This window comes from Micromonospora sp. NPDC093244 (genome assembly GCF_040683695.1).
Lineage (GTDB): Bacteria > Actinomycetota > Actinomycetes > Mycobacteriales > Micromonosporaceae > Micromonospora.
Genome location: NZ_JBFBEO010000002.1, coordinates 824497 through 847371 on the forward strand (window position 1 = coordinate 824497; position 22875 = coordinate 847371).

The window sequence follows — 22875 nt, forward strand, 5'->3', positions numbered from 1 at the left end:
GGACCAGGGTTCCCCCGGACGTCGGCGCCTCGAAGTCGTGGCAGGGTGGTGCCATGCCGCGCTGTGAGGACGTGTTGGTCGACGAGCACCTGCGCAAACTGGCCGCCAGGTTGCAGGGCCCGGCGCGCCTGAGGTCCGACCTGCTCACCGAGGCCCGGCACGGATTGCTGGACGCCGTCGAGGCGTACCGGGACAGCGGGGTGCCGCCCATCGAGGCGCAGCGCCTGGCGGTGGCCGAGTTCGGCTCGCTGGCGCAGCTGCTGCCGTCCTGGCAGGCCGAGCTGGCGACGGCCGCCCTGCGCGGGTTCGCCCTGCGGATGTTGGCGATCGCCGGGGTGGGGGTGGCCGCCGGCGACCTGACCTGGCGCGGGGCGAGCTGGAGCGACGGTCCCCGCCCGCCGGCCGTCTACCTGCTGCTCTCCGCCACGGTCAACTGGATCTGGGTGGGCGCGCTGCTGCTCTCCGTGGCCGGCCTGCTGGTGGTCGCGGCGAGCGCCCGTACGGCACGACCGGGCCTGGCCGCCGCGCAGCGCGCGGTGGGTGCCGGCCTGACCGGTGTGCTGGTTCTCGGGGCGCTCGCCGGCGGGGCGCTCTTCGCCTGGTCGCTCGGCCTCTGGGACGCGGCGTTGAGCTGGCCTCCGATGATCATCGGCGTGGTGCTGGCCGGGGCCGCCTACTTCTCGCTGGCGCGCGCGGCACGCGGCTGGGTGCTGGCCACCGCGCGCTGAGACGTGCGCGGCCGCACCGGGACTCAGACCGGGGCGCCGGACGCGGTGCCGGGGTCGAGGAAGCGGCCGACCGTCGACTGGAACTCGCGCCAGCCGGCGCGCTCCCCGGCCAGCGCCCGCCGGCCGGTGTCGGTGAGCTGGTACGTCCGCCGCTCCCGCCCGTTGACGGTGCTCCACGTGCTCGCCACGTGCCCGGCCCGCTCCAGCCGCCGCAGCGCCGGATAGATGGTGCCGGTGGGCAGGTCGAGGCTGCCGTCACTGCGCGCCCGCAGGGCCTCGATGATGGCGTACCCGTGCAGCGCGCCCTGTTCGAGGACGGCGAGCAGCAGGGCGTCGAGGTGGCCGTGCAGCGCCTGGGCCTTCATGTGTAGCTACGCTACTTGTTAGGCGGCCGGTGCGCCACCGGCGATCCGCAGGCCCGGGCGGTACGGGGAGACGCCATCGGGGTGCGGGCTCCGGTCTTCCCGAGCAGCCGACTAGGGTATGTGCCCAGAGTCACTCGCCGGTCCGAGACACCGGCGGGTGGGCAACCCGAAGCACACGGAGGTCAGCGTGGCCCGCCAGTCGCCCCAACGGCCCGACGCCGACGAGCCCGAGCTCGACGACACCACCGGCGTGGCCGAGCCAGATGACACCGAGGACACCGGCCGCGCGTCGACGTCGGCCGACCGGTCGCTCTGGGACGAGGTGCGGATCGACCCGGTGGAGATCGCCCTGCCCGCCGGCACCGGCTTCACGCTGCGCGCGTACCGGCCGGCGGGGGAGCTGACCCCCACCGACGTCACCGAGCGCGACCAGGACGACCCGTTCCTCGCCCGCCGTCAGGTGATCGAGGAGGACGACGAGACGGTAGTCATCCTCGACGAGGAGTTCGCCGAGGAGTTCGCCGAGAGCGACGAGGACGAGCCGTCGCGGCGCCGCCGGGACGCCGACGCGACAGGCGACAGCGAGACCGACGAGGCCGAGGACGAGGACGCCACGGACGAGGCGGACGACGAGGAGGTGCCAGTCTTCCTCAGCCACCGGGGCAAGCTGCTGCTGTTCAAGACGCCCGAGTCGCTTGTCAGCTTCATCCGGTCCGGCGCGCCGAACGATCTGTCTCAACTGGACAGCTGGAATGAATTGTCCGAACGGGTGGAGCCGGCAGATATCGCGCCGCTCGACGAGGACACGTACGAGCTGGACCTCGTCGTGGAGAACCTGCGCGGCGGTCACGACGCCTGGGATTCGACCCTGCTGATCGAGGCCGGCGAGATCGCGCGTGACCTGTCGTACGCGTTGCGGCTGCCTGCGGTACTCGACATGCTCTCCGCCGGCTCCAGCCTCGACAACCTGGACGAGGCGCTGCGGGCGACGGTCAGCGGCGGGATCGGCGGCTTCATGGGCCGTCGGCGGCTGAAGAAGATCGGGGCACAGACCGCAAGTTTGGGCTGGCGGACCATTGTCGGCAAGATCTCTGCGGTGGTGGACTGGCGCGACTGACCCGTTCCGGGGAGCATCAGTTGCTGGCAGAGGAAAGACCTGTCCCGGGAGGAGGACGACGCCGTGGCGCTCGTGCGCGTGTACTGCGGTCTGGCCTCGGCGGATTCGGCTGACCGGCCGGCCTCGGCCGGTTCGACGCTGACGTCCGCTGTGGTCGATGACGCAGGCCGTCTGCTGCATGTCTGCGAGATCAGCGACGACGCCGCTGGCTACGCCCAGCTCGTCGCGCTGCTCGTGGAGCGGTCGGGCGGGCCGAGCGGTGCGGCCATCGCCGCCGACAGCGACGACCACACGGTCACCTCGCTGTTGAGCGCGGCGGGTCGACCCCTGGCGATCGCCGACGACGACTCGGTGGACGACTTCGCCGAGCGGTTCGCCGACGACGACTCGCTCGAGGAGATGCAGTCACCGCCTGCCGAACGACGCGCCGTGGGCCTGGCCCGGGCGTTGCAGGCGGGCGCGCTCTCCGCTGTCACGCTGCCCGCACCCCGGGACCTGGCCGGCTACAAGCAGGTGCTCGCCGCGCACGCCGCGCTTGCCAGCGGTCGGCACTCCGCCGCCGTGGCGCTGCGCGAGGTCCTGCGCGAGCTGTACCCGGCGGCGCTGCGCGCGTACCCGGATCCGGCCGAGCCGGTCTCCCTGGCGGTGCTTGACGCGCTTCCCGAGCCGGGCATGCTCGGCGGCACAGTGGCCCGCGGTCGTGAGGTGTCCGTCGCGGCGGACGCCATCGCCGCGCACCTCGCCGCGGACGGGGTGGCCGACGCCGACGAGATCAACGACGCGGTGACCGCACTGCGGGTCGCCATCTCCGAGACGCCCCGCCGGGCGGCGGTGAACCGGGCGCTCACCTCTGCGGTGGCCGAGACGGTCCGCCAGGCGGTCGCCTCGGTCCGGGCCTGCGACGCCGGCTGCGAGGCGCTGGTGAGCGCTCTCGGCGCCCGCGTGAGCGCGCCCGCGCCGGCCCCCGGTCGACGCGCCGCCGCCCGCCGTGGCGAATCGGTCGGCGAGCTGTCCGGCCTGGGCAGCACCGGCGCCGGCCTGAACAACACCAGCGCTGGCCTGCGGGCGGTCCGGCCGACGCCGGCCGCCGCCGAGCAGGCCCCCAGCGTGGGCCGGCGGAGCCGTCCCGAGCCCGCCCCGGGCAGCGCGCCACTGGCCACGCCCCGCCCGCTCGGGCCACCGCCTGTCGCCCCGGCTCCCGTCACCCCTCCCCCTGTCGCACCCGCGCCGGTGGCTCCGGCCGCCGTCGCCGGCCCGCCGGTGTCCCCACTGCCGGTGCGCGGCGAGCCGAGTCGGATCGACGGTCCGACCAACCGGCCGGTCTCCTCGCCGCCGCCCCCGCCACCCGGGATCACCCCGATCGCCCCGACGCAGCGCGGCGCGGTGCCGCCGGCCGAGGCGGGCGAACCGTTCCGCCCGACGCTGACCACCGCCGCGATCAACCACGCGCGGGCCGAGCGGCAACGCACAGTCATCCCGCCCCGCCCGAAGACCAACGGCGAACCCCGGCCGAGCCACCAGCAGCGCCCGGTGGACGAGCCGCCGACCGGCGGGTTCAGCGTCACCGACCTCAGCATTCCCGTGCCGGCGCCCCGGCCCGGCCAGGAGTCTCCGCCGCCGGGGTCCCGGGCCAACTGGCCGCTGGTCAACAACCCGGAGGACCCGAGCGACAGCTCGGCGAACAACCCGGTCGCCTACCCGTACGGCGGGGGTCGGGGCGTCGACGCCCCGACCGACCCGGGTCGGGCCGACGGCCGGGTCACCCCGCCCTGGCTCGCTGACGACCTGCCCCAGGAGCCGCCCATGCTGCGACTGGTGGAGCCGCCGCCGCTGGCCGACCGGGCGCTGCGCGAAGGGCTCAACCAGCCCGCCGACGCGCACCTGGACACGCCGCCGCTGCGGCTTGTCGACCGGGAGCAGGCAGCTCGCGGCGGCCGTCCCGCGCCGCGCGCCGAGCGGGTGGTCGAGCACCGGCCGTCGCCGCCTGTCGAGCACCGGCCGCCACCGGTGGCCGACGAGGGCGACGGCGACCTGTTGATTTTCGCGCAGGCGAAGTCGGCCTGGTTCGTCGGCCAGACCGAGGAAACCGACCTGGACTGGTCGACCACCGCCGACACCGGATGGCAGGCAGCCGAGCAGGCGGCCCGACCGGCGGTGGGCGCCGAGACGACGGCGGGGCTGCCGAAGCGGGTGCCACAGGCCAACCTGGTCCCCGGTTCCCCGCTGCGCGAGGAGCGTCCACTGCGGATAGTGCGTGACGCGGCGAGCCTCGCGGAGAACACCACAGGCTACTTCCGTGGCTGGCGCCGCGGGCAGGAAATCGGCGGGTTCGCGGTGGGCGGCCGGCCGGGTCGCGAGGCCGCCGGCGGCTGGGACTTCAGCCGCGACCACGGTGACCGCGACGACGATCGGGAGTACGAGTACCGCTCCGCCGGCTACCAGTCCTGACCCCACAGTCCTCAAGCGCCGATCGCGCCCTCAGTCAGCCGACTGGGGGCGCGATTTCGTGTAGCGGGTGAGCCGCGAGCAGGACCACGCACACGTCTGCGCCAGCCGTCGACGTGACGGCCGGCGCTGGGCAGGCTGTGGCGCCCGGTGGCGGCCGGAGCCACCACCGGGCGTGAAACCGTCCCGGTCAGGCCGGGGCGACGGCGCGCGTACGGCGCATGGTGAGCACGTACTCGACAAGCGAGATCAGCACGTGCTTCGTCGACTCCCGGTTACGGGCGTCGCAGGCCACCACCGGCACGTCGCTGGAGATCGCCAAGGCGTCCCGGACGTCCTGCGGGTCGTGGTACTGCATCCCGTCGAAGCAGTTGATGGCCACCAGGTACGGCAGCCGCCGGTGCTCGAAGAAGTCGATCGCCGCGAAGCAGTCCGCCAGCCGGCGGGTGTCCACCAGCACGACAGCGCCGATGGCACCCCGGACCAGTTCGTCCCACATGAACCAGAACCGGGTCTGACCCGGCGTACCGAACAGGTACAGGATCAGGTCACGGTCGATCGAGATCCGGCCGAAGTCCATGGCCACCGTGGTCGTCGTCTTGCCCGGCACCTGCCGGGTGTCGTCGACGCCCACACCGGCCGAGGTCATGATGGCCTCGGTGGTCAGCGGCGTGATCTCCGAGACCGAGCCGACCAGCGTCGTCTTACCGACGCCGAATCCACCGGCGATAACGATCTTCGCCGACGTCACGCGGCCGCTCGGGTTCGGCGGGCGGTGCGACATGTCAGAGCCTGCGAAGTCCACTCAGCACCCTCTCCAGCAGTTCAGTGCCCACCGCGTCGTCGGAGTCGTCCAGGATGGTCGGCTCGTGGACCGCGACCAGGCCGTCCGTCGCCATGTCGGCGATGAGCACCCGGGCCACACCGAGCGGGAGCTGCATCCGCGCCGCGATCTCGGCGAGCGATTGCACGCGTCCGTCACACAGCGCGGCGATGTACTGGTGTTCGCGACCACCACCGTTGCCATTGGCAGCGGCGCGACCGCGCACCGTCGTCTCGACGAGCGCCTCCAGCGCGATGTCCAGCCGGGGGCGGGTGCGACCACGGGTCACGGCGTATGGACGGACCAACGCTCCGGTCGGTTCGTCACGATCGGCCATGTCGCCGCTCACCTCCTTCGCACCCGGCACCGGCTCCCACCGGTGGAACTCGTCGTTGTCGTCCTTGCAGTTGCGCCGACCTCACGATCGGCCGAGCGTCAGCCCAGCATCCCCGCGGCCGCACGCGGCTGCGGGGTCAGCGCGTCGCCCACCCGGTCGACCAGCAGCGCCATCTCGTAGCCGACCTGGCCCACGTCGGAGCTGCGAGCGGCCAGCACGGCGAAGGACGAGCCGTCCGAGATGGACATCAGGAACAGGAAGCCATTGTCCATCTCCACGACGGTCTGCAGCACAGCGCCTCCCTCGAAGCAGCGGGCTGCTCCCTGGGTGAGGCTGACCAGGCCGGACGCGATGGCGGCCAGCTGGTCGGCCCGGTCCCGTGGCAGGTCCCGTGACGACGCGAGGAGCAGGCCGTCCGCCGAGACGGCGACCGCGTGTGCGACACCGGGTACCCGGTCGGCGAAGTTGGCAAGCAGCCAACCAAGATCCTGCGTAGTTGTCATCCTTCTTGCTCCTTCTGCCCGCTCCCGGCCGCTGGGCCTGAGCCAGACTGCGAGGATTGCTGCCCTCCCGGAGTCGCCTCCGGGCTGGTCGGGTTGTCCGAGGTGCTACGCCCTCGCTGCACGCCCCGGTGGTAGGCGGAGAGCAGGCCACGGACCGCCTCCGGGGAGCGCCGCTGGACCGAGGTGGTGGGCTTCTCCACCGCGCCCGGCACGAGCTGCGCCATCGGCTTGCGCTTCGGCAGACCGGTAGTCGTGGTCTCGGCCACCGGCGCCGCGCTTGCCGCTGCCGAGGCGGCACGCCAACCGTCGTCGGCGGCGGTCTGCCAGCCGTTGGTCTGCTGCTGCTGTTGGGGCCGGCGGTTCGGCAGGCTCTCGGCGAGGCTGGGGCGTGCGCCCCCGTTCGCTGTCGACCCGTTGTCCCGCGGCGCTCCTCCGGCCGTCGGAGTGTCTGCCATCGGCGTGTTACCTGTCGTCCCGGGTGGTGTCTTGTGGACTGCCGGTCCGTTCGCCTCGACCGTGGCGAACTGTTGCGTCGCGGCGCCGCCGCCGTTCGTCGCCGGCTTGGCGGCTGCCGCCGCCTCCTCCGGACCCGGACGGCGGGTGCGGAACCAGGCCGACTCGAGCTCCCGGAAGATCGGCAGCTCCATCGTCTCGTCCGCGTACCGCTGCCGGTTCTGGGCCTGCGGCTGCTGCGGCGCCGGCCGGCTCTGTGCGGCCGGAGCCGGAGCGGGGGCCGGGGCGGGGGTCTGAGCGGGGGCCGGCGGCTGGGCCGCGGCGGCCGGCTGGTCGCCGGGGCGGGGCACCCGCGGCAACTCCGTCGTCATGTCCAGGGCGGCGGCGAGCCGCTCGGGCACCGGCGGGGTCGCCGCCTCGCGCTCGCCACCCGGCACCGGCGGCCAGGCCGGAGGTGCCGGAGCGCTGGGCGCCTGGGCGGGCGGGGCGGAGCGGGGCACGAAACCGCTGAACGACTGGCCGGAGGAGGCCGGCGGCGCCGAGTACGGCTGACCGGACGCCGGCGAGGCCGACACCGGGGACGCCGACACCGGCGGACCGGCGTACGGCTGACCGGAGGCTGGGGCGGCGGACACCGGCGGGCCACCGTACGGCGCACCCGAGTAGGGCTGACCGGAGTACGGCTGACCGGATGCCGGCGAGGCGGAGACCGGCGCGCCGGAGTACGGCTGCGCGGAGACCGGCGGCGTTGAGTACGGGTGTGCCTCCGGGCTGCTGGGCAGCTGGCGCGGGATGGACTGCTGCTGGCCGGTGGTCGAGGAGTCGTCGCCGGCCCGGCGCTGCGGCAGCGGGTCGATCGGCTGGCCGTTGGCCGGCCGGGGCGTGAACCCGTCGCCGCCGTTGACACCGTTCGTACCGGCCGCGCCGGTCAGGTCGGACCAGGCGGGCATCGAGCGGTACCCACCGGAGTTGGCGGGCGTGCCGGTGCCGTTGCGCGGCGCCGGGTCGAACGGCCGACCGCCGAGGGTGACCTGGTTGCCGGACGACTCGCTGGGGCGGGGTCCGTTGCCCAGCGCGGGCAGCGCACCGAAGGTGGGCACGGGCCCACCCTGCTGGGCGCCGTAGGCGGGCGCGGGCCCACCCTGCTGGGCGCCGTAGGCGGGCGCGGGCCCACCCTGCTGGGCACCGCCGCCGACCGCGGGCAGGGCCGAGGGCTGCTGCACCCGGCCGGAGAGCGCGCGGGGCACCAGCACCGAGGTGGGCAGGGTGACGTCGGCGACAGTGCCCCGGTCGGAGCCGGGACGCAGCTCGACCCGGACGCCGTGCCGGGACGCCAGTCGGGCGACCACGACCAGGCCCATCATCCGGGAGACTGCCACGTCCACCTGCGGTGGAGTCGCCAGTCGCTCGTTGAGGTCCTGCAGCTGCTCGCGGCTGATCCCGATGCCGCGGTCCTCGACGTAGAGCGAGGCGCGGTCGCCGACCCGGCGGGCCTCGACCATCACCTGCGAGTCCGGCGGCGAGAACGCGGTGGCGTTGTCGAACAGCTCGGCGACGAGGTGCACGAGGTCGTTCACCGCGTGCGCGGCGACCTCGATGTCACGGTCGATGACCCCGAACTCGATCCGGGTGTAGTGCTCGACCTCGGACTGCGCGGCGCGCAGCACGTCGATGAGGGCTGCCGGCTCGCGCTGCACGCGGGTGGAGTCGGCGCCGGCGAGCACCAGCAGGTTTTCGTCGTTGCGGCGCATCCGGGTGGCCAGGTGGTCGAGCTGGAACAGCTCGGCCAGGCGGTCCGGGTCCTCCTCGCCGCGCTCCAGCCGGTCGAGGTGCCCGATGAGGCGGTCGACCAGGATCTGGGAACGGCGGGCCAGGTTGACGAACATGGTCGCGACGGAGGCGCGCAGCGCCGCCTGCTCGGCGGCGGTGCGGACCGCCTCCAGGTGGACGGCGTTGAACGCCTCGGTCACCTGGCCGAACTCGTCCTTGCTGCGGACGGGCAGCGGCTCGGCGATCTGGTTGGCCAGCTGCACCGGGGAGAGTTGCCCGACGACCTGCGGGTCGCGCAGCCGGGCCACCGCCTGCGGCAGGCCGTACTGGGCGACGGACAGGGCGCCCTGGCGCAGCTCACGCAGCGAACGGGCCATCGAGCGGGCGACCAGGTAGGCGAAGAGGATGGCCAGCAGCAGCATGCTGAGCAGCAGGCCGGTCTCCAGGAAGACCTGACGCTGGACGTCGGAGCGCAGGCTGTCGGCCTCGGCGACCACGTCCTTGTCGAGCTTCGTCTCGACGGAGCGGATCAGCTTCGCGTTCGCCGTCATGGCGGATTCCCACTGGTCCGGGCCGAACGGCGCGCCGCGCATGTCGCCCGTGACGTTGCCGTCGATCCAGCCGGTGTAGTTCTGTGCCTCCCGGCGGTCACCGCCGGCGACCGTCTGGTCGTGGAACTTCGCCTCGTCCGGGCTGGCGACGGCCTTGAAGCTCTGCAGTGCCTGCTGCTGACCGGTGCCGCTGGCGATGTAGTCGGTGCGCAGCACAGGGGTCATCCGCTGCTGGCCGAGCGCGCGGTGGACGACGACCCGGCGTGCGGAGAGGAACTCCTTCTCCCGGGCGACCGCCGCGGCGGCGCGCATCCGGTCGCTCAGGTCGTTGTCACCGGCGAGCTGCGTGGCCGAGTCACGGATGGCGAGCAGGTCGCTGATCAGGCCCTCGTACGCCTGGATCGTCTCGGTGAGCTTGAGCTTGCCGCTGAACACCTGGCTGCGGACGCCCGGCAGGTCCTTCAGCGACTGGTCGATCCCGTCGAGCTGGCTCTCCAGGCTGCTCGGCAGGTCCTCGACCTCGGCGCGCTGCTGCCGGTAGGGGCCGGTCCTCTGGTCCACCCGGGAGTTCACCCGGTTGTAGGCCTCCTGGTACTGGGCCTTCGGCTGGGTCCCGGCTGCCTGGAGCAGCAGCACGGCGGCTGTCCGCTCGTCCTGCAGTGTGTCGACCAGGTCGCCCGAGTAGCTCGACAGGTTGGCCAGGTCGCCCGCTCGGTTGGCGTTGCCGAGGGTTTCCAGGTGGTCGACGAGACCACTGGTGCCCACGACGACCGTGGCGATGGTCGGCACGATCATGATGAGACCGAGCTTTGACCAGATCGGCATGTCCCGGAGCCGGCTGGCCGGCCGGCGCAGCCGCGACAGGAAGGAGCCCGCCGTCTTTGGCCGTTTGCTCACGTCACCGCCCTCGCGATTACAGCTTGAACGCGTTGCCCCGGGCAACGCTCAGCGACCGACCCGGCGGGTCGGACCCCCGAGATTCCATCACGACGCCCGGCAAGAAGAAAGCCCAGGTTGTCACCCGCCGAAGGTGTGATGAGATGTTGATACGATTTGATAGCAGTCCGTCTGGCCGGAGTAACTGAAGGTAATGAAACATCCGCACCGCGTTGTCCTGCTCGCCGGCCCTTCTGGCTCCGGAAAGTCGTACATAGCGCAGCAAACCGGCTTGCCGGTGCTCTGCCTGGACGACTTCTACAAAGACGGCGATGACCCTACGTTGCCGCACCGAAACGGCCAGGTCGATTGGGAATCGCCCGACTCCTGGGACTCCCTGACCGCCGTCGAAACCATTGCCCAACTGGCACGCCACGGACGGGCCGATGTGCCGGTTTATGCGATCGGCGCAGATCGAAGGGTGGCCACCCGGCCATTTGATGTCGCCGGATCGCCAATTTTCGTAGCGGAGGGGATCTTCGCCGCCGAGATCGTCGAGGAGTGCCGCCGCCGTGGGCTGCTCGCCGGTGCGTACGCGCTGCGCCGTCCGCGCGGAGCGACATTCGTCCGCCGGCTGGCCCGCGATCTCGCCGAACAGCGCAAGGCTCCCCGGGTGCTGGTGCGGCGCGGGGTGGCGTTGCTGCGGGCCGAGCCCGCCGTGCTGCGCCGGCAGACCGGGCTCGGCGCCGAGGCGGCCCGCGCGCGGGAGGTGCTGCGCCGGGTGGCCGGCCTGCTCGCCGGCCACCCGCACGGCTGAGGAGTCAGGCCAGCAGCTTGGCGTACGCCGGCTTGATCACCTCGTCGATGATCCGCAGCCGTTCGTCGAACGGGATGAAGGCGCTCTTCATCGCGTTGATGGTGAACCACTGCAACTCCCGCCAGCCGTAGCCGAAGGTCTCCACCAGCAGCGACATCTCGCGTGACATCGAGGTGCCGCTCATCAGCCGGTTGTCGGTGTTGACGGTGGCCCGGAACCGCAGGTCCCGCAGCAGGCCGATCGGGTGGTCGGCGATCGAGTCCACCGCGCCGGTCTGCACGTTCGACGACGGGCACAGCTCCAGCGGAATGCGCTTGTCCCGCACGTACGCGGCCAGCCGGCCCAGCGTGCCGTCGGGCGCGATGTCGTCGACGATGCGTACGCCGTGGCCGAGCCGGTCCGCGCCGCACCACTGGATCGCCTGCCAGATCGACGGCAGGCCGAACGCCTCGCCCGCGTGGATGGTGAAGTGGAAGTTCTCCCGTTGCAGGTATTCGAAGGCGTCCAGGTGCCGGGTGGGCGGGAAGCCCGCCTCGGCACCGGCGATGTCGAAGCCGACCACCCCTGCGTCGCGGTGCCGTACCGCCAGCTCGGCGATCTCCTGGGAGCGGGCGGCGTGCCGCATCGCGGTGAGCAGGGTGCCCACCCGGATGGTCAGACCCGCCTCGACGGCCTGGGCGGTGCCCTCGGCGAACCCGGCGAGGACGGCCTCGACCACCTCGTCGAGGCTCAGGTCCTTCTCCAGGTGTTGTTCGGGGGCGAAGCGCACCTCTGCGTAGACCACCCCGTCGGCGGCCAGGTCGAGCGCGCACTCGCGGGCCACCCGGCGCAGCGCCGGGGCGGTCTGCATGACCGCCACCGTGTGCGCGAACGTCTCGAGGTAGCGCTCCAGCGAGCCGGAGTCGGCCGCCTCGACGAACCAGCGTCCGAGCGCGTCCGGGTCGGTGGTGGGCAGCTCGTGGCCGACCTCCGCCGCCAGCTCGACGATCGTCGCGGGCCGCAGTCCGCCGTCGAGGTGGTCGTGCAGCAGCGCCTTCGGGACCTTGACGATGTCCTCGTACCGGATAGTTGCGACCATGCTCCGACCCTAGTCAGCCCGCCGGGGCCGGCCACGCCAGCCCGCTCATCCGGGCCTGCCGTAGACCCGGTCGACGGCGAGCCGCAGGACGACCCGCCCGTCGGCGACCATTGCGGCGCGGTAGTCCGCCCAGTCCGGGTGTTCACCGCGGATCCCCCGGTAGACCTCGACCAGTTCGTCGACCGCGGCGTCGCCGGTGGCCGTGGCCGGCTCGGTGAACGTCACGGTCCCCTCGGCGACCGCGTACGCGCCGCCGTCGGCGGTGGTGACGTGGAAGCTGGCCCGCGGGTCGCGGCGCAGGTTGCGGACCTTCGCCCGGTCGTCGGTGGTGGAGCAGCGGATCAGTCCCGGTTCGGCCAGGTAGTCGAGGTTGGACAGTTGGGGTCGGCCGTCGCGGCGCAGGGTGACGAGCACTCCGCGCCCCCGGGCGCCGAAGAGGTCCCACAGCGGATTCGTTGACATGTCATCGACCGTAGGAGGCGATTGGATGACATGTCAACCAAGACGCTAGGCTGAGCGGCATGGAGGGGACCAGGTGGCTCGACGAACGGGAGGACCGCGCCTGGCGTGGCTACCGCCGGATGCGCCGCCTGCTCGACCTGGAGCTGGCCCGGGAGCTGACCCAGGACGCCGGCCTGTCCGAGCCGGACTACGACGTGCTCTCCGACCTGTCCGAGACGCCGCAGGGCCGGCTGCGCCTCAGCGAACTGGCGGACCGGATGCTGTGGTCGCGCAGCCGGCTCTCGCACCACCTGACCCGGATGCAGCAGCGCGGTCTGGTGACCCGGGAGGAGTGCCCGGACGACGCGCGCGGCGCGATCGTCGTACTCACCCCGGCCGGTCGGGACGCCATCGAGGCCGCCGCCGCCGGCCACGTCACCGCAGTCCGTCAGCACTTCCTCGACCTGCTCACCCCGGCCGAGGTCGAGGCGCTCGGCGCGTTCACCCATCGGGTCGTCGACCACCTCGCGCAGAACCGCGCGCCACGCCCCCGACGCGGCACGGAGGCCTGACGTGGACCCGCACATCCTCGACCGGCTGCGCTGCCCGGTCTGTGGGGAGCCGCTGGCCGAGGCGACCGCCGGCACCGCCCGCGCGCTGCGCTGCCCGCGCCGGCACAGCTTCGACATCGCCCGACAGGGGTACGTCAACCTGCTCGCCGGTCGCGCCCCGCACGTCGGGGACACCGCCGAGATGGTGGCCGCCCGATCGGACTTCCTCGCCGCCGGGCACTACGACCTGATCTCCGGCGCCCTCGCCGACGCCGCGGCACAGGCCGTGCCGGGCCTCGGGGCGTACCCCCTGGTGGTGGATGCCGGCGCCGGCACCGGCAGGTACCTCGGCGCGGTGCTGGCGGCGCTGCCCGACGCCGTGGGTCTGGCCCTGGACGTCTCCAAGCCGGCGCTGCGCCGCGCCGCCCGGGCGCATCCACGGGCCGCCGCGGCCCTCGCCGACACCTGGCAGCGGCTGCCCCTGGCCGACGGCTCGACGGCCGTGCTGCTGAACGTCTTCGCCCCCCGCAACGGGCCGGAGTTCCACCGGGTGCTCGACCCGGCCGGCACGCTGCTGGTGATCACCCCCGCCGCCGACCACCTCGGCGAACTCGTGGACGCCCTCGACCTGCTCCGCGTCGACCCGGACAAGGCCGACCGGGTGGCCGCCAACCTGGGCGGTCACTTCACCCCGGCCAGCTCGACAGTGCACCGCGCCGAGCTGACGCTCACCCGCACCGAGGTGGCCACCCTGGTGGGGATGGGTCCGAGTGCCTGGCACACCGACCCGCACGCCCTCGCCGCCCGGATGGCCGCGCTGCCCGAGCCGGTCCGGGTCACAGTGGCCGTCCGGCTCGACGCCCACCGGCCCCGCTGACCTCAGGTGGAGAGGTCGACCTCTTCCCAGCCGGGCGGTTCGTCGTGGTACGGCCCGCGCAGGATCACCGCCCACTCCAACGCCCACCGCCGCTGGCCTATCGCGTTCGCGTCGACCAGCCCCGGCGCCCGCCGGCCAGCGCGCTCGGTCTCCAGGTAGGCCCAGTCCAGACAGTAGTGCAGGTCCAGCAGCGCAGCCGCGTCCGCCGGATGCTGCGGCGCGGTGAGGATGCGTGCCTGCCAACGCGGAAAGGTCTCCCCCTCGGCGATGTGCGGCAACCGCTCCACCAGCCGCTCGTCCACGGCCAGGGTCGGGTCCAGCTGCTTGCTCAACCCGAGCACCCAGGCCAGCGCGAAGAGCGCGTCGTGGTGCAGCACGAACGAGCGGTGGTCACCCTTGCCGCCCATGACGAACTGCCACTCCGGCGGCGTGACCATGTCGACCAGATGCGAACCGAGCAGCCAGCTCATCGCCGCCTGCGGTGGCATCCCGAAACAGCGGGCCAAGATCAGGTGCAGGACGGCGATCCGCGCCTCGATCTCCGGCGTCGGACGCAACTCGATCGCATCGCCCGGCTCCCACACGAGTGGAAACTGGGCCGGCGGCAGCGGCAGGCCGAGCCGGGACAGCTCGTCCAGGCTCGCCTCACGCACCTCACGCGGGTCGGGGGCAGGTACGGTCACGGGGCAACTTCCTGTCTGATCACGCCGGCGCAGAGCCGGTTATCCCCCCTTGGCCTGCGACAATAGCGCTCCCAGGTGACCGGCACCACGCCCACCCCGACCCGCCTCCGGTCAGCCGATCCGCTCGATGACAAGTGGCGTCACGGTAGGCGCGGTCGACGCGATCCGCACCGCGCGCGCCGCCTCGGTCAGCGCCGCCGGGATCCGCGTGGCGTCGTCCGCGCGCAACTCGTACAGCGGGTCACCGGCCCGTACGGCGTCACCCGGGCGCCTGTGCAGCACCACACCGGCCGGCACGCTCACCGGATCCTCCTTGCGGGCCCGGCCCGCGCCGAGCCGCCACGCCGCAACCCCCATGGCGTACGCGTCGACGGACGCGACGTACCCGTCCTGCTCGGCGCGGACCACCTCGACCTCGGCGGCGGTGGGCATCGGGGCGTCCGGGTCGCCGTCCTGCGCCCGGATCATCGCCCGCCACGAGTCCATCGCCCGGCCGTCGCGTAGCGCCGCCTCCGGGTCGGCGTCCGGGAGGCCTGCGGCGGTGAGCATCTCCCGGGCCAGGGCCAGCGTCAGCTCCACCACGTCCGCCGGGCCACCGCCGGCCAGCACCTCCACCGACTCGGTCACCTCGACGGCGTTGCCGATCGCCAGGCCCAGCGGGGTGGACATGTCGGTGAGCAGGGCGACGGTCCGTACGCCGTGCGCGCCGCCCAACTCCACCATCGTCCGGGCCAGTTCACGTGCCTGGTCGACGGACTTCATGAAGGCACCGGAGCCGACCTTGACGTCAAGGACCAGCGCGCCGGTGCCCTCGGCGATCTTCTTGCTCATGATCGAGCTGGCGATCAGCGGGATCGCCTCCACGGTGCCTGTCACGTCGCGAAGCGCGTACAGCTTGCGGTCGGCGGGGGCGAGCCCGGCGCCGGCCGCGCAGATCACCGCGCCGACCTCGTCGAGCTGGGCGATGAACTCCTCGTTGCTCACCGTGGCCCGCCAGCCCGGGATGGACTCCAGCTTGTCGAGCGTGCCGCCGGTGTGCCCGAGGCCGCGCCCGCTGAGCTGGGGAACGGCAGCGCCGCACGCGGCCACCAACGGGGTGAGCGGCAGAGTGATCTTGTCGCCGACGCCGCCCGTGGAGTGCTTGTCGACAGTGGGCCGGCGTACCGCCGACAGGTCCAGCCGCTCACCGCTGGCGATCATCGCGGCGGTCCACCTGGCGATTTCCGGCCCGGTCATGCCGTTCAACAGGATCGCCATGGCCAGCGCGGACATCTGCTCGTCGGCGACAACCCCCCGGGTGTACGCGTCGACCACCCAGTCGATCTGGGCGTCCGACAGCACGCCCCCGTCCCGCTTGACCCGAATGACGTCAACAGCAGCAAAACTCATCAGAAGATCTTTCCTAGTCTTTGGAAATCCCGACCCACGGACCGACCGCAAGCACCGAGGGGATTGGGGCGACCGTGCCCGGCGGAGGGATCAAGCCTGACCTCCCGGAGCCGGGCACGGTCGGCCCAATCCCCCAAGCTCAGCCACCAGACCACCGAACCGGGATCTCCAAAGGCGGCTCCCCCTCACCGGCCCAGAAGATCGTGCCGGTCTCGTCGACCACGACCACCCGGGGCGAGCGGGCCAGGCCCCAGGCGATCGCCTCGGCCGTGTCGTCCCAGCTCGGCGCCTCCTCCAGCACACCTGTCTCGGCGCCGGCGTCGTCTCCGGCCGACCGCTCCCAGTACGCCGTCCAGACCTGCTGGCCCGCGGACATGTCCGGGTGCACGAAGACGGTGCCCCGTCCGCGCCAGGCGGCCAGCCGCTCGGGAACCACAGGCACCGGCGTCTCGCCCGTCACCGACTCCAGGTCCTCGACACCGAAGGCGTGTGGCAGCAGCTCGTCCATCCGCAGTGGGCGGGGCCTGGCCTCGATCAGGCACTCCGGCCCGCCGTGCTCCCACAGCAGTTGCCGGCACCTGCCGCACGGCATCAGCGGCTCACCTGTGGCGTCGACGCAGGAGAGCGCGACGAGCCGGCCGCCGCCGGTGGCGTGCAGGCTGGAGACGACACCGCACTCCGCGCACAGCGTCACCCCGTACGCGGCGTTCTCGACGTTGCAGCCGACCACCACACGGCCGTCGTCGACCAACGCGGCGGCGCCGACCGGGAACGTCGAGTACGGCGCGTACGCGTGCCGCATCGCCTCGGTGGCAGCAGCGCGCAACCGCGCCCAGTCAATGTCGGTCATGCCGTCATTCTGCCCAAGCAGCCCAGGTCAGGAGCGGGCAGGGCCGGGTCGACGGGCGCTCTGTACCTACTGGTATGTACAGTGAGGTGATGGACTCGCGACAACTACTGGTCGACACGATGAGCGAGCTCATGTGGGAGCGCGGCTACGCCGACACCAGCCCGCGTGACGTTCGCGAACGGTCCGGCGTGGGTCAGGGCAGCATGTACCACCACTTCCCGACCAAACGGGACCTCGCGCTCGCCGCCCTGGAGCGCAACGTCGCCGACCTGCTGCCGGCCGCCTCCGAACTCGACGGTCCCGGCGACCCGATGGCCCGGATCGAGGCGTACCTGATGCGGCCCCGCGACGCCCTCAAGGGCTGCAAGGTCGGCCGGATGACCCAGGACCCGCAGGTGCGCGAGGATCCGGTGCTGCTTGCCCCGGTGGCGCGCGCGTTCGCCCAGGTCCGCGGCAGGTGGGTCACTGTGCTTCGCGAGGCCGTCGCCGCCGGCCAACTACGGGACCACCTCGACCCCGAGCAGCTCGCCAACACCCTGATGGCCGTCCTGCAGGGCGGCTACGTGCTCGCGATCGCCCAGCAGGACCCGGGCCCGTTCGACGACGCCCGAGCCGGCGCTCTCGGCCTCCTCCGGGCGGCGGCACCAGCCGGGCTCGCCCAGGAAGACAACAGGAGGAACTGAAGCCATGACGGTACGCATCGGCATCAACGGGTTCGGGCGGATCGGGCGCACCTACCTGCGCGCGGCCCTGGCGAACAACGCGGACATCGAGGTGGTCGCGGTCAACGACCTCACCGATGCCCGCACGCTGGCCACCCTGCTCGAGTGGGACTCGGTCTCCGGCCATCTGGACGGAGTCGCCTTCGACGGCGACGCGATCGCCGTTGGGGGCACGCGCATGAGGGTCTTCGCGCAGTCCGACCCGGCCACCATCCCCTGGGGTGACGTCGGCGCCGACGTCGTGATCGAGTCCACTGGCCACTTCACGGACGGCGGCGCGGCGGCGGCCCACCTCAAGGGCGGCGCGAGGAAGGTCGTCATCTCGGCGCCGGCCAAGGGGGACGTCCCCACGTTCGTTCTCGGAGTGAACGACGACAGCCTCGACCCGGACAGCCACGACGTCTTCTCCAACGGCTCCTGCACCACGAACTCGCTGGCGCCACTGGCGAAGGTGCTCAACGACTCGTTCGGCATCGAGTCGGGACTGATGACGACGATCCACGCCTACACGGGCGACCAGCGGCTCCACGACGCGCCACACTCCGACCTGCGCCGCGCCCGCGCGGCAGCCGTCTCGACCATCCCGACGTCGTCGGGCGCGGCGAAGGCGATCGGTAAGGTCATTCCGGAGCTCGACGGGCGTCTCACCGGTGCCGCACTACGCGTCCCGGTCGCGACGGGCTCGATCACCGACCTCACCGTGGTCCTCCGCCGCAGCGCCGACGTCGAGGACGTCAACGCGGCGTTCCGCGAGGCCGCCGCCTCCCAGCGGCTGCGGCACTACCTGCAGTACTCCGAGGCGCCGCTGGTCTCGGCGGACATCGTCGGCAACCCCTACTCGTCGATCTTCGACGCGCCGCTGACCGAGGCCGTCGGCAACCAGGTCAAGGTGTTCGGCTGGTACGACAACGAGTGGGGGTTCTCCAACCGCCTCGTCGAGTTCTCCGAGCGAATCGGAGCGACCACGGCGGCCTGACGCCGAGGTCGACCACGGCGTACCCGGGAAGTGTCGGCAGCGCTCGGCGGACGAGCGCTGTCATCGTGCCCGGCGGGGGTGTCCCCGCCGGGCACGGGCGTCAGCCCTTGATGTACGGCTTGCCGTCGGCGGCCGGTGCCCGCACCCGGCCGACCAGCCCGGCGACCGCCAGGATCGTCGCCAGGTAGGGCAGCATGGCCAGGAACTGGCTGGGGATCGAGCTGTTGATGGCGCCCAGGTAGGTGGCGAGCTGGTCGGCGAAGCCGAAGAAGAGCGCGGCGAGCAGCGCCCCGGTCGGGTTCCACCGACCGAAGATCAGCGCGGCCAGCGCGATGAACCCCTTGCCGCCGATCATGTTCTTGGTGAACGAGTAGAGCGCCAGCGTGTACGACGCGCCGCCGATGCCGGCGACCACGCCCGCCAGCAGCACGTTGCGGTAGCGCACCCGCAGCACCTTGACGCCGAGGGTGTCGGCGGCGGTCGGGTGTTCGCCGACGGAGCGGGTACGCAGCCCCCACCGGGTGCGGAACAGCCCGATGTGGATCACCAGGACCAGCAGCAGGCCGAGGTAGAGGAAGATGTTGCCGCGGAACAGCGCCGGCCCGAGCACCGGGATGTCCTTGAGCAGCGGGATCTCCCAGTTGCTGAAGCGGGGCGCGCTGTTGTACTTGTCCGCGTCGGTCTGCATCAGCCGCTCGTAGAGGAAGCCTGTGACGCCGACCGCCAGCAGGTTCAGCACGATGCCCATGACGACCTGGTCGACCAGGTAGCGGATGGCGAAGACGGCAAGGAGCAGCGAGATGAACGCGCCGCCGATCGCGGCGGCGACCAGGCCCACCCACACGTTTCCGGAGAGGCTGCCGAACAGCGCGCCACTGAACGCGCCCATCAGCAGCTGGCCCTCGATCGCCACGTTGACCACACCGGAGCGCTCGCAGAGCACCCCGGCGAGCGCACCGAAGATCAACGGCAGGGCCAGGATGAAGGTGCCCCGGATGATGTTGACAAGCGGCATGAAGTTCTGCCCGGCCGGAGCCGCGGAGACCTGCCAGCAGAGGAACGAGAGTACGAAGCCGACCAGCCCGACGGCGAGCACGGGCAGGAACCACCGCTTCGGCACTCCGGCGAGCAGCGCCGCGCCGGCGGCGATCGCGATGATCCCGAACAGGATCGCCCCGATGGTGCCGTTGATCTCCAGCGCGGCACCTGCGGCGTCGTCGCTGAGCGTGAACCGGGCCTGCTGGTCGGTGGCGAGGGCTCCGAAGAGCACCGCCGCCAGCAGACCGAGCGCCAGCAACGTGAGGCCGACCTTGCGGCTACGGGTCCAGAAGCCCTCGTCGACCGGGGCGACCGCGACGTCGGGGACAGCCATGGTGGACATGAGTTACCAGCCCTTCGCCAGGCTCGTCTGCAACCGGGCGGCCCGTGCGGCCCGGAGCTGGAAGATCGCCTTCACCAGGGCCGGCGCGGCGATGAAGATGACGATCAGCGCCTGGAGCACTGTCACCAACTCCAGGGAGATCCCCGAGTACGACTGCATCCGGTTGCCACCGGCCTGGAGCGCGCCGAACAGCAGCGCGGCCAGCAGCACACCCCACGGCTTCACCCGGCCGAGCAGCGCCACGAGGATGCCGTCGAAGCCGATCTGCGCGACGACGAGCGGCGTCAGGGCGCTCGCGGTGGAACCGAGCACCATGTTCGAGCCGCCCAGGCCGGCCAGGATCCCGGAGAACACCATGATCAGGACGTACGTCTTGGTGACGCTGATGCCCGCGGTGCGGGCGGCGTCCGGGTTGGCGCCCACCGCGCGCAGTTCGAAGCCGAGCGTCGAGCGGTTGAGCAGCCAGGCGACCGCCCACGTGGCCACGACGGCGAGCAGGATGCCGGCGTGCACCCGCAGGTTGTCGCCGAGCAGCCGGGGCAGTTGGGCGGAGCTGTCCACCGCCTTGCTGATCGCGTCGGTACGGTTCGGGTCCTGCACGCCCTTCTGGACGATCAGCCAGGTCAGGAAGTACGTGGCGACGTAGTTGAGCATGATCGTGTTGATCACCTCGTGGGCGCCGGCGCGCGCCTTGAGGATGCCCGGGATGAACCCCCAGAGCGCACCACCGAGGGCACCGGCGAGCACTGCCACCAGCAGGTGCAGGCCGGGCGGCAGGGGCAGCAGGAAACCGGCGAGCGCCGCCAGGATCACGCCGATCGTCGCCTGGCCCTGCGCGCCGATGTTGAACAGGCCGCCACGGAAGGCCAGCGCGACAGCCAGACCGGTGAAGACCAGCGGCGCGGTGTAGGTGAGCGTCTCGGAGATCGGCGCCAGCACGGCCTGCCAGCCGTTGCTGCCGTTCAACCAGCCGGAGAACGCCTCCGGATCGAAGACCGAACCCTTGAACAGGTTCGCGTACGCCTCGCTGACAAGCGTCCAGCTCGCGTTGAGCGCGTCGCTCGGGCGGGCGGTGATGTAGGTGTACGTGTGCAGCACGTCCGGATCGGAAACGATCATCAGCACCGCGCCGACCACGATCGCCAGCACCAACGACAGCAGGGTCACAGTGAACGTGTTGGCGGCCCAGAGGTTGTCCAGGAACAACCGGCCCAGGGACGGCTTCGGTTCCGCCTCCGGGTCGGGCTTCGACGACGCCGGGCGGGTCGGCTCGGTCGCCGACTCGGCCTGTTCGGTGTTGCCGAGCGCGTTCTGCGCGGCCTGCGCCTCGCTCGCCGGTTCCTTGTCCGGCGAGCCGGACTGCGGGGTGGGGTCGCTCATGCCTCGTCCTCGTTCGCGGAGCCCGCGTCGCTCGCCGGGCTCCCGTCGGTGGCCGCGCCGTCGGTCGGCTCGGCGTCCGTGCCGCGCTCGTGGGCGGCGTCCGGGCTGATGCCGGCCATCAACAGGCCGATCTCCTCACGCGGGGTGTCCGGGCCGACGATGCCGATGATCCGGCCGCGGTACATCACCGCGATCCGGTCGGCCAACCCGATCACCTCGTCCAGCTCGCTGGAGACCACCATGACGGCGGTTCCGACGTCCCGCTCGTGGATGATCCGGCTGTGGATGAACTCGATGGATCCGACGTCGACGCCGCGGGTCGGCTGGGCGGCGATGAAGAGCTTCAGCGGCCGGGACAACTCCCGGGCCACGATCACCTTCTGCTGGTTGCCGCCGGAGAGGGTGCCCACCGGCGCCTCCGCCGATGAGGTACGGACGTCGAACTGCTCGATCCGCTCCTTGGCCGACGAGGCGATCGCGTCAGGCTTGAGCGCGAGCCCGCTGCCGAACGGCGGGCGGTCGTAGATGTCCAGCACGAGGTTCTCCGCGACGCTGAACTCCTTGACCAGGCCGTCGACGCTGCGGTCCTCGGGCACGTAGCCGACGCCCGCGCGGAGCACCTTCTTCGTCTTCCAGCCGTCGATGCGGTCGCCGGCCAGGCTGACCGTGCCGGCCAGCACCGGGCGCAGGCCCATGATCGCCTCGATCAGCTCGGTCTGACCGTTGCCCTGTACGCCCGCCACGCCGAGCACCTCGCCGGCGCGGACGGTCAGGTCAACCCCGTCGACGGCGCGGATCTGCCTGTCGTCGTCGACGACGAGCCCCTCGACCTCCAGCACCGGCTCACCAGGCGTGGCCGGGGACTTGTCCACGGTGAGCCGGACGTTGCGGCCGACCATCAGCGCGGCCAGCTCGTCCCGGCTGGCCTCCGGCGAGGCGGTGCCGACTGTCTTCCCGCGCCGGATCACCGTGATCCGGTCGGCGATGGCCTTGACCTCGCCGAGCTTGTGGGTGATGAAGACGATCGACTTGCCCGCCGCCTTGAGCGACCGCATGACGGTCAGCAGTTCCTCGGTCTCCTGTGGGGTGAGCACCGCTGTCGGCTCGTCCAGGATGAGCAGGTCGACGTCCCGCGTCAGCGCCTTGACGATCTCCACGCGCTGCTGGATGCCGACCGGCAGGTCCTCGATCACCGCGTCCGGGTCGACCCGCAGGTTGTAGCGCTCGGACACCTCGGTGACCTCGCGCCTGGCGCGTCGCCGGTCCAGGAAGCCGGCGATGCCGCCCTTGACCTGCTCGGCGCCGAGCATGATGTTCTCGGCCACGGTGAACACGGGCACCAGCATGAAGTGCTGGTGCACCATGCCGATCCCGGCCGCGATCGCGTCGGAGGGGCCCTTCAGCTTCAGCGGCGCGCCGTCGATGAGGATCTCGCCCTCGTCGGGCTGGTAGAGCCCGTAGAGCACGTTCATCAGTGTCGACTTGCCCGCGCCGTTCTCGCCGAGCAGGGCATGGATCTCTCCAGGCTCCACCGTCAGATCGATGTGGTCGTTGGCGACCAGATCACCGAACCGTTTGGTGATGCCGCGCAGTTCGAGTCTCAGCGCAACCTCCTGGAGTGCGAGCGATGGTGCAGCGTAGCTGCCGTCAACCCGGCCCGACCGGCCCGGCCACCGTTGTGCGCGATCGGCCGCCCCGACCCCACGGGTCACCCCGCAGGGCCAGAGCGGCCGGTCGGTCCTGCCTGTTTCCCGCCGACCGT

At 72.1% G+C, this 22875-nt stretch carries 21 protein-coding genes; 8 read left to right on the top strand and 13 right to left on the bottom strand.

Features of this window, described 5'->3' with window-relative positions:
- The first annotated feature begins 53 nt into the window (after positions 1-53).
- Positions 54-728, top strand: coding sequence for a permease prefix domain 1-containing protein (locus tag AB0N27_RS13895; RefSeq protein ID WP_364368240.1), 675 nt, complete (start codon positions 54-56; stop codon positions 726-728).
- Between the two features lie 23 nt (positions 729-751).
- On the opposite strand, the gene AB0N27_RS13900 is transcribed toward AB0N27_RS13895, so the two are convergent.
- Positions 752-1093: a helix-turn-helix transcriptional regulator gene (locus AB0N27_RS13900; protein WP_364368243.1), complete on the bottom strand. Its 342-nt coding sequence runs from the start codon at positions 1091-1093 to the stop codon at positions 752-754.
- Between the two features lie 157 nt (positions 1094-1250).
- On the opposite strand from AB0N27_RS13900, the gene AB0N27_RS13905 reads away from it, so the two are divergent.
- Both AB0N27_RS13905 and AB0N27_RS13910 read left to right on the top strand, forming a co-directional pair.
- Positions 1251-2210 carry a DNA primase gene (locus tag AB0N27_RS13905; RefSeq protein ID WP_364368245.1) on the top strand — a complete coding sequence of 320 codons (960 nt, stop codon included), beginning with the start codon at positions 1251-1253 and terminating at the stop codon, positions 2208-2210.
- A 39-nt stretch (positions 2211-2249) separates the two neighbouring features.
- Complete coding sequence (locus AB0N27_RS13910; RefSeq protein WP_364370691.1) at positions 2250-4658, top strand: transposase; 2409 nt, start codon at positions 2250-2252, stop codon at positions 4656-4658.
- Between the two features lie 187 nt (positions 4659-4845).
- Here AB0N27_RS13910 and AB0N27_RS13915 read toward each other — a convergent pair whose 3' ends face one another.
- From AB0N27_RS13915 to AB0N27_RS13930, 4 genes are all read right to left on the bottom strand, one after another.
- Complete coding sequence (locus AB0N27_RS13915; protein ID WP_007455465.1) at positions 4846-5439, bottom strand: ATP/GTP-binding protein; 594 nt, start codon at positions 5437-5439, stop codon at positions 4846-4848.
- A 1-nt stretch (position 5440) separates the two neighbouring features.
- Positions 5441-5815: a DUF742 domain-containing protein gene (locus AB0N27_RS13920; RefSeq protein WP_354817333.1), complete on the bottom strand. Its 375-nt coding sequence runs from the start codon at positions 5813-5815 to the stop codon at positions 5441-5443.
- A gap of 98 nt (positions 5816-5913) precedes the next feature.
- Positions 5914-6318, bottom strand: a complete 405-nt coding sequence (locus AB0N27_RS13925; protein ID WP_007455462.1) for a roadblock/LC7 domain-containing protein — start codon at positions 6316-6318, stop codon at positions 5914-5916.
- On the bottom strand, positions 6315-9989 hold the full coding sequence (locus AB0N27_RS13930) for a nitrate- and nitrite sensing domain-containing protein (protein WP_364368248.1): 3675 nt from the start codon (positions 9987-9989) through the stop codon (positions 6315-6317). The genes AB0N27_RS13925 and AB0N27_RS13930 overlap by 4 nt, the downstream gene beginning before the upstream one ends.
- A gap of 460 nt (positions 9990-10449) precedes the next feature.
- Here AB0N27_RS13930 and AB0N27_RS13935 point away from each other — a divergent pair, with 460 nt between their 5' ends.
- Positions 10450-10785, top strand: coding sequence for a hypothetical protein (locus AB0N27_RS13935; RefSeq protein ID WP_364368251.1), 336 nt, complete (start codon positions 10450-10452; stop codon positions 10783-10785).
- A 4-nt stretch (positions 10786-10789) separates the two neighbouring features.
- Here the strand turns inward: AB0N27_RS13935 and AB0N27_RS13940 are convergent, their stop codons facing one another.
- Together AB0N27_RS13940 and AB0N27_RS13945 are read right to left on the bottom strand one after the other, a co-directional pair.
- Complete coding sequence (locus AB0N27_RS13940) at positions 10790-11863, bottom strand: adenosine deaminase (RefSeq protein WP_364368254.1); 1074 nt, start codon at positions 11861-11863, stop codon at positions 10790-10792.
- Between the two features lie 45 nt (positions 11864-11908).
- On the bottom strand, positions 11909-12325 hold the full coding sequence (locus AB0N27_RS13945) for a PPOX class F420-dependent oxidoreductase (RefSeq protein ID WP_364368257.1): 417 nt from the start codon (positions 12323-12325) through the stop codon (positions 11909-11911).
- Between the two features lie 59 nt (positions 12326-12384).
- Here AB0N27_RS13945 and AB0N27_RS13950 point away from each other — a divergent pair, with 59 nt between their 5' ends.
- Positions 12385-12876, top strand: coding sequence for a MarR family transcriptional regulator (locus tag AB0N27_RS13950; RefSeq protein WP_364368260.1), 492 nt, complete (start codon positions 12385-12387; stop codon positions 12874-12876).
- Position 12877: 1 nt separating this feature from the next.
- Positions 12878-13732, top strand: coding sequence for a putative RNA methyltransferase (locus AB0N27_RS13955; protein ID WP_364368263.1), 855 nt, complete (start codon positions 12878-12880; stop codon positions 13730-13732).
- Between the two features lie 2 nt (positions 13733-13734).
- Here the strand turns inward: AB0N27_RS13955 and AB0N27_RS13960 are convergent, their stop codons facing one another.
- From AB0N27_RS13960 to AB0N27_RS13970, 3 genes are all read right to left on the bottom strand, one after another.
- Positions 13735-14415: a DUF4272 domain-containing protein gene (locus tag AB0N27_RS13960; RefSeq protein WP_357989575.1), complete on the bottom strand. Its 681-nt coding sequence runs from the start codon at positions 14413-14415 to the stop codon at positions 13735-13737.
- Between the two features lie 111 nt (positions 14416-14526).
- Complete coding sequence (locus tag AB0N27_RS13965; RefSeq protein ID WP_364370694.1) at positions 14527-15807, bottom strand: thymidine phosphorylase; 1281 nt, start codon at positions 15805-15807, stop codon at positions 14527-14529.
- A gap of 136 nt (positions 15808-15943) precedes the next feature.
- Positions 15944-16654 (bottom strand): cytidine deaminase, encoded by a 711-nt coding sequence (locus AB0N27_RS13970; protein ID WP_364368267.1) that lies wholly within the window; start codon positions 16652-16654, stop codon positions 15944-15946.
- Positions 16655-16743: 89 nt separating this feature from the next.
- Between AB0N27_RS13970 and AB0N27_RS13975 the strand changes: the two genes are divergently transcribed.
- Both AB0N27_RS13975 and gap read left to right on the top strand, forming a co-directional pair.
- Positions 16744-17337 (top strand): TetR family transcriptional regulator, encoded by a 594-nt coding sequence (locus tag AB0N27_RS13975; RefSeq protein ID WP_364368271.1) that lies wholly within the window; start codon positions 16744-16746, stop codon positions 17335-17337.
- A 4-nt stretch (positions 17338-17341) separates the two neighbouring features.
- On the top strand, positions 17342-18352 hold the full coding sequence (gene gap, locus AB0N27_RS13980; RefSeq protein ID WP_364368274.1) for a type I glyceraldehyde-3-phosphate dehydrogenase: 1011 nt from the start codon (positions 17342-17344) through the stop codon (positions 18350-18352).
- Positions 18353-18452: 100 nt separating this feature from the next.
- Here the strand turns inward: gap and AB0N27_RS13985 are convergent, their stop codons facing one another.
- Genes AB0N27_RS13985 through AB0N27_RS13995 form a run of 3 tightly spaced genes read right to left on the bottom strand, consistent with a single transcriptional unit; the run spans position 18453 to position 22717 of the window.
- Positions 18453-19733: an ABC transporter permease gene (locus tag AB0N27_RS13985; RefSeq protein WP_364368277.1), complete on the bottom strand. Its 1281-nt coding sequence runs from the start codon at positions 19731-19733 to the stop codon at positions 18453-18455.
- 3 nt (positions 19734-19736) lie between these two features.
- On the bottom strand, positions 19737-21113 hold the full coding sequence (locus AB0N27_RS13990) for an ABC transporter permease (protein WP_364368280.1): 1377 nt from the start codon (positions 21111-21113) through the stop codon (positions 19737-19739).
- Entirely contained in the window at positions 21110-22717 is a 1608-nt protein-coding gene (locus AB0N27_RS13995) for an ABC transporter ATP-binding protein (RefSeq protein ID WP_364370697.1), read from the bottom strand. Before AB0N27_RS13995 ends, AB0N27_RS13990 begins: the two co-directional genes overlap by 4 nt.
- Positions 22718-22875 lie beyond the last annotated feature (158 nt).